Source organism: Paraburkholderia sp., from assembly GCF_026225065.1.
Classification (GTDB): domain Bacteria; phylum Pseudomonadota; class Gammaproteobacteria; order Burkholderiales; family Burkholderiaceae; genus Paraburkholderia.
Map to the genome: position 1 here is coordinate 1 of NZ_JAMFSB010000305.1, position 5,545 is coordinate 5,545.

The window sequence follows — 5,545 nt, forward strand, 5'->3', positions numbered from 1 at the left end:
CCGAGCGCGGCGCGAATGGCGAAGTCGTCAGCGAGCAGGTGCTCGACTCCGCCGCGGAGCTTGCGGCATGCCTGATCGAGCGGTTCGGCTTTATGCCCGGCGAGATCGATGCGCCGCGGCTTTTCGAGCGGGTGCGGGAGCAATAGCGCGACACCGGCGCGTCTTTGCAGGATCAATCCTGGAGCCTGATGCAATGGTCATGCGACTGCTGGTTCAAATGGTGGCTTCGTCCGTCGTCATGGCGGGGTTGCTGTTCGGCGCGGCAGGCACGTTGCATTGGGCGGGCGCGTGGTGGTTTCTGCTCGAATGGGCGGTGCTCGGGACGTGGATCGGCCTGTGGCTCGCCCAGCATGATCCGGAATTGCTGGCCGAGCGGCTCAAGCCGATCGTGCAGCAGCAACAGAGTCGCTGGGACCGCGTCTTCATGGCGTGCACCGGCGCGGTCTGGGTCGGCTGGATGATCCTGATTGGGCTCGACGCCGGGCGTTTCCACTGGTCGACTGTGCCGGGCTGGCTGAGCGTGCTCGGCGCGCTCGGGATATTTCTCTGCCTCTACGGCTGCCGTTATGTGTTCCGCGCCAACAGCTTCGCGGCGCCGGTCGTCAAGATTCAGTCCGATCGCGGCCACACGGTCAGCGATACCGGGCCCTATGCCTACGTCCGGCATCCGATGTACGCGGTGGCGCTGCTGTTTCTGGCCGGGACACCGCTGCTGCTCGGATCGTGGTGGGGGCTCCTCTGCGTGCCGCTGCTGATTGCCGGTATCGGTTATCGCGCCGTGCGGGAGGAGCGCATGCTCGCCGAGCAACTCGAAGGCTATGCCGACTATGCCGCGCGCGTGCGCTATCGGTTCGTCCCATATATCTGGTAGCCGGCACCCGGTTCACACCTCCAGTCTCACATCTGCCGGCCCGGTCTCCTGCTGCGGGCCAGCTCGGCGCATCCGTGCACCAGCACGGTACATCGTGCGCCATCAGTGGAACCTGTCTAGACAAAATGCACCGCGACGGCGCGTCAGTCAGATGTTTTTCGACCTCTTCAAGCTTTCAGATTTTCGTCAATAGCCTTGTTTTATAGGGCTTACCCGAAGGTTTGAGGAAAATTTCATGATTCCGCTTGCGACGATTTTTTTACTCATGCAGACTTGTCTAGTCAATTCAGCCGAGTGAGTGGATCGCTCGGCTAGCTGGATGGTGTTCCCTCAATCAAAGGAGTTTCGACGTGAAGGTAAAGCGCACTACGTTGGCTAAAGCATTGATTGGCGCCGTCCTCGGCGCAATGACCATTCTCGCGGCGCCCGTGCAGGCGAAGGAATGGAAATCGGTGACCATCGCACTGGAAGGCAGCTATGCACCGTGGAATCTGACGCTCCCCGGTGGCAAGCTGGGCGGCTTCGAGCCCGAACTGGTCGCGAACCTGTGCGCGCGCATCCAGTTGCAATGCAACCTGGTCGCGCAGGACTGGGACGGCATGATTCCGGGCCTGCAGGCGGGCAAGTTCGATGTGTTGATGGATGCCATCTCGATCACACCGGAACGCGAGAAGATCATCGCGTTCTCGCGTCCTTATGCGGCCACGCCGGCCACCTTTGCCGTGACCGATACCAAGCTGTTGCCGAAGGCCGGCCCGACCAGCGCCGTGCTCAAGCTGACGGGCGACCCGAAGACCGACCAGCCGACCGTCGACGCGTTGCGTAAGGAGTTGAAGGGCAAGACCATCGGCATCCAGTCCGGCACGGTCTATACCAAGTTCATCAACGACGGCTTCAAGGACGTGGCCACGATCCGCGTCTACAAGACCTCGCCGGAGCGCGACCTCGATCTGGCAAACGGCCGTATCGACGCTTCGTTCGACGACGTGACCTACTACGCCGGCAATATCGACAAGAAAGAAACTGCGTCGATCGTGATGGCTGGACCGAAGATCGGCGGCCCGATCTGGGGTCCCGGCGAAGGCCTCGCGTTCCGCAAGCAGGACGCCGACTTGAGTGCGAAATTCGACACCGCAATCGCCGCTGCACTCGCCGACGGCACCGTGAAGAAGCTCTCCGTGAAGTGGTTCAAGACCGACGTCACGCCTTGAGCGGCGACTGCGCGAGCGCGGCGATGCCGCCTCGCGGATGAAGCCGTGGCTGTGTGCCTGCACGTGCCGTGAAGTTGGCACGTGTAGCGTGACTGATTCAACGGATAGGACGAGGAGTAGGGTATGACTCTGATCGGGATGCTCGGCTTCGGGCCGGATGGCTGGGGTGGCGTCGTGCTGCTGGCGGCCTTGATGACCGTCGCGCTGACCCTTGCGGCACTCGCTGTCGGCGCGGTGTTTGGCGCACTGGTGGCGGCGGCCAAGCTGTCGCGTTTTCGCAGCTTGCGCATCATCGGTGATTTCTACACGACGGTGTTTCGCGGCGTGCCCGAGTTGCTCGTGATCTATCTGTTCTATTTCGGCGGTTCGACGCTGGTGACGACCATCGGCCAGTGGTTCGGCGCCGACGGCTTCGTCGGCGTGCCGCCCTTCGTCATTGGCGCGCTCGCGGTGGGGATGATTTCCGGCGCGTATCAGGCTGAGGTTTACCGCGCGGCGGTGCTGGCGGTCTCACGTGGCGAGCTTGAGGCGGCGCGTTCGATCGGCATGTCCACGCTGACGATGGCGCGTCGCATTCTGATCCCGCAGGTGTTGCGCTTCGCATTGCCAGGCATCGGCAATGTGTGGCAACTGAGCTTGAAGGATTCCGCGCTTATCTCGGTCACCGGGCTTGCCGAACTGTTGCGCGCAAGCCAGATAGCGGCGGGCTCGACCCATCAGTATTTCACCTTCTTCGTCGTGGGCGGCGCGTTGTATCTGCTGATGACGAGCATCTCCAACCGGATCTTCAATCACGCGGAAGCACGCGTGGCCGGGTCCTTCCGCCGCAATTTCGCGCGCAACTGACGAGGCGCCGGGTCATCATGCATATCGACTTCGCTTTCCTGCTCGACACGTTGCGCCAGTTGTTCGCCGCGGTGCCGACTACGCTCGGGTTGTTCTTTTCTTCGCTGGTGCTGGGCGGTCTGCTGTCGCTCGTGATCGTCACGATGCGCGTGTCGCCACACTGGCTGCCGAACCGTTTCGCGCGCGCTTACATCCTCGTGTTTCGCGGCTCGCCGCTCCTGATCCAGATGTTCCTCGTGTACTACGGGCTTGGCCAGTTCGGCGTGATCCGCGAGAGCTTCCTGTGGCCCGTGCTGCGCGAACCGTATATGTGTGCGGTGCTGTCACTGGCATTGTGTACGGCTGGCTACACCGCCGAGATTATCCGTGGCGGCCTGATGGCTGTGCCGGTCGGACAGATCGAAGCGGGTTATGCGATCGGCCTGTCGGGCTTCGCATTGCTGCGCCGGGTGATCGGCCCGATTGCGTTGCGGCAGTGTCTGCCAGCGTATTCGACCGAGGCGGTGCTGCTCGTCAAATCGACGGCGCTCGCGAGTCTCGTCACCGTGTGGGAAGTGACCGGCGTCGCACAGCAGATCATCCAGCAGACCTATCGGACTACTGAGGTGTTTATCTGCGCCGCGTTGATCTATCTGTTCCTGAATTTCATCATTGTGCGCCTGCTGGGGCTGCTCGAAGTGCGGCTGTCGCGCCATCTGCGCGCGGCGCCCGCTCAGGCAGCAACGCGCCCGGTTCCCGTCGCCACCGAAGCACGCCAAACCCCTCGGGCGGCGCCTTGAACGGCCACTCGTCCTGGATAGTCTGGAGAATTGTATGAACGCTACGGCACCCGTTGCATTGTCGGTCAAGAACATTCACAAGTCGTTCGGCGAGCATCACGTTCTGAAGGGCATCTCGCTCGACGCGCACGAAGGCGACGTGGTGTCGATCCTTGGCGCCAGCGGCTCCGGCAAGAGCACTTTCCTGCGCTGCCTGAACCTGCTGGAGACACCGGACGACGGTTCGGTCGCGCTGGCCGGTGAAGAACTGAAAATGAAGCGCCGCGGTGACGGCAAGCTGCAACCAGGCGACCGTCGCCAGGTGGACCGCATCCGTTCGCAACTTGGCATGGTGTTCCAGAATTTCAACCTCTGGTCGCATATGACGGTCCTCGACAACCTGATCGAAGGTCCGATGCGCGTGCAAAAGCGCAGCCGCGCTGAGGCCGTCGAAGAGGCCGAAGCGCTGCTCGCCAAGGTCGGTCTGGCGGAAAAGCGCGGCCACTATCCGGCGCACCTGTCCGGCGGCCAGCAGCAGCGCGTGGCGATCGCCCGGGCGCTGGCCATGCATCCGAAGGTCATGCTGTTCGACGAGCCGACTTCGGCGCTCGATCCGGAACTGGTTGGCGAAGTCTTGCGAGTGATGCGCTCGCTGGCGGAAGAAGGGCGCACGATGCTGGTGGTCACGCACGAGATGGGTTTTGCCCGCCATGTGTCGAACCGCGTGATGTTCCTGCATCAGGGCGAAGTCGAAGCAGACGGCACGCCCGACGAAGTGTTCGGCGATCTCAAGTCCGATCGCTTCAGGCAATTCGTCTCGAGCCACCACCACCGCACCACGAACTGAGCATCGTCATGGCCGTTATCCGTTCCGATCGTCCTCTGGACTGGCGTCAGATCGCGGCGGTCGCCGCGGGCGAGCCGCTTGAGCTTTCCGCCGATGCGCGGGCACGCATTTCAGCGGCCCACGTGCTTGTCGAACAGATCGTCGAACGCGGGATTCGCGCCTATGGCGTGAACACCGGCGTGGGCGCACTGTGCGACGTAATCGTTTCGCCATCCGAACAACGCACCCTGTCGCGCAACATCCTGATGAGTCATGCCGTGGGTGTCGGCATGCCGCTCGGCGCCGCGGAAACGCGGGCGATTATCGCTGCGGCCGTCAACAACTTTGCTCACGGACATTCGGGTATCCGGCTTGCCGTCGCAGAACGGCTGGTGACGCTGCTCGACGCCGGTTGCCTGCCCGAGGTGCCGGCGTTCGGCTCGGTCGGCTATCTGAGCCATATGGCGCATATCGCGTTGGTGTGCATCGGCGAGGGCCATGCGCACTATCGCGGCGAGCGTCTTGGCGGGCGCGAAGCGCTACAGCGGCTCGGACTCGAACCGCTCGTGCTCGACGCGAAAGAGGGGCTCAGCCTGGTCAACGGCACGCCCTGCGTGACGGGGCTTGCGGCGCTGGCGCTGGCGCGCGCCGGGCGATTGCTCGACTGGACCGACGTGGTCGCTGCAATGAGCTTCGAAAACCTGCGCGGCCAACTGGTTGCATTCGATGCCGAATCGCTGGCGTTGAGGATATCGCCGGGCCTGAGTCTGGTCGGCGAAAGAATGCGCGGCGCGCTTGCCGATAGCGGCATACTCGCAGCGGCGATCGGGCGGCGCACCCAGGACCCGCTCAGCATGCGCACCATTCCGCATGTGCACGGCGCGGCCCGCGACGTGCTCAGCGTAACGGCAGAAGTCGTCAATCGCGAACTCGCGTCGATTACCGACAATCCGATCGTCACTGGTACCCCCGAGGCGCCGCGCGTCTATTCGCAGGCCCATGCGGTGGGCGCTTCGATTGCGCTGGCGATGGA

General features: G+C 63.2%; 6 protein-coding genes. All 6 read left to right on the forward strand.

What is annotated here, in order from left to right; translation table 11 throughout:
* Nucleotides 1-193: 193 nt before the first annotated feature.
* A complete protein-coding gene (locus tag M0954_RS22000; RefSeq protein WP_297355478.1) occupies nucleotides 194-871 on the forward strand; it encodes an isoprenylcysteine carboxylmethyltransferase family protein in 678 nt (225 codons plus the stop codon).
* A gap of 350 nt (nucleotides 872-1,221) precedes the next feature.
* Nucleotides 1,222-2,082: a transporter substrate-binding domain-containing protein gene (locus tag M0954_RS22005; protein ID WP_122156198.1), complete on the forward strand. Its 861-nt coding sequence runs from the start codon at nucleotides 1,222-1,224 to the stop codon at nucleotides 2,080-2,082.
* A 123-nt stretch (nucleotides 2,083-2,205) separates the two neighbouring features.
* Nucleotides 2,206-2,928: an ABC transporter permease subunit gene (locus M0954_RS22010; RefSeq protein WP_297355480.1), complete on the forward strand. Its 723-nt coding sequence runs from the start codon at nucleotides 2,206-2,208 to the stop codon at nucleotides 2,926-2,928.
* Nucleotides 2,929-2,945: 17 nt separating this feature from the next.
* On the forward strand, nucleotides 2,946-3,707 hold the full coding sequence (locus tag M0954_RS22015; RefSeq protein ID WP_122156196.1) for an ABC transporter permease subunit: 762 nt from the start codon (nucleotides 2,946-2,948) through the stop codon (nucleotides 3,705-3,707).
* A 34-nt stretch (nucleotides 3,708-3,741) separates the two neighbouring features.
* On the forward strand, nucleotides 3,742-4,533 hold the full coding sequence (locus tag M0954_RS22020) for an ABC transporter ATP-binding protein (RefSeq protein WP_122156195.1): 792 nt from the start codon (nucleotides 3,742-3,744) through the stop codon (nucleotides 4,531-4,533).
* A gap of 8 nt (nucleotides 4,534-4,541) precedes the next feature.
* Nucleotides 4,542-5,545, forward strand: a 1,004-nt coding sequence (locus M0954_RS22025) for an aromatic amino acid lyase (protein WP_297355482.1), incomplete at its 3' end; no start/stop codon positions are given.